We start from the raw sequence: 1100 nt of genomic DNA on the forward strand, positions 1-1100 counted from the left end.
AAGCACCACCGGCGGCCGTCCGCCGACGGGCGGCCCATGGCCGTTGGCGGCCGGCGTCCGCTATGATTGATTCATCCGTCATGGCCGGCTGACACCCGACGAGTGCCAGCCGACGAGTGAGAAAATGCCGGCTTCACCGTGTACGGCTGGCGGACGACCAGGCCGGAGAAACACCGGCCCAGATACAAGGAACCGATCGCGACAGTGCGAGAAGCACAGAAGAGGAAAGCTGTGACGACGTGGTACACGGCTGATCTCCACTTCGGCCACACGAACATTCTGGCCTATGCCTCCCGCCCCTGGCCCGACGTCGAGACGATGAACGCCGGCCTGGTGCGGCGGTGGAATGCCGTCGTGGCGCCCGGGGACACGGTGTGGGTTCTCGGGGACGTCTCCCTGACACCGACGAAACTCGGCCCGGTCGCCGGGCTGAACGGCCACAAGATTCTCGTCGCGGGAAATCACGATGCCTGCTGGTCCGGGCACCGCCGGCACACCGGCCAGGTCCAGCGTTACATCGACGCGGGTTTCGCCCGCGTCCACGCGGACGGAGTCGTGCGGGACCACCGCGTCGGCGGCCATCTCGTCACGCTGGCGCACTTCCCGTACCACGGCGACCACACGGAGCATGACCGCTACGCCGACCGCCGCCCCGAGGACGACGGCCGCCCGCTGCTGTGCGGGCACGTACACGACGCCTGGCAGATCCACGACCGGCAGATCAACGTAGGCGTGGACGTCTGGGACTGGACCCCCGTCCCAGCGGAGAACATCGTGAAACTACTCGATCATCTTGATGCCACGGCCCGGCCCGCCCTCCGGTAGCGGCTCCCCCACTCGTGTTCCGCGGGGCGTAGGTCGGGGCAGGAAGCCGACCAGCCGACCAGCCGGGCAGGCGGAGGCATCCAGACGGAACGCTGTGCCTCACAGGTACGCCAGCTTCTCGGTCTTGACGGCGCCGAGCCCTTCCTGTGGCCTTCTCCTTCGATCTGGGGCCGGACGCCGCGGACGCCGCGTCGATCCTGCTGGCCCGCGGCGGCATCGCCATCGTCAACGGTCACCTCCGGGTAGGGCGGCGGCGGCTGGCTCTCGCGCACGAA

General features: G+C 68.7%; 1 protein-coding gene. It reads left to right on the forward strand.

Annotation, left to right across the window (positions count from 1 at the left end):
* Window positions 1-231 precede the first annotated feature (231 nt).
* Window positions 232-825: a hypothetical protein gene (locus tag AC5LUJ_RS12620; protein ID WP_493464977.1), complete on the forward strand. Its 594-nt coding sequence runs from the start codon at window positions 232-234 to the stop codon at window positions 823-825.
* Window positions 826-1100 lie beyond the last annotated feature (275 nt).

Source organism: Protofrankia sp. CiP1_Cm_nod3 (assembly GCF_982290655.1).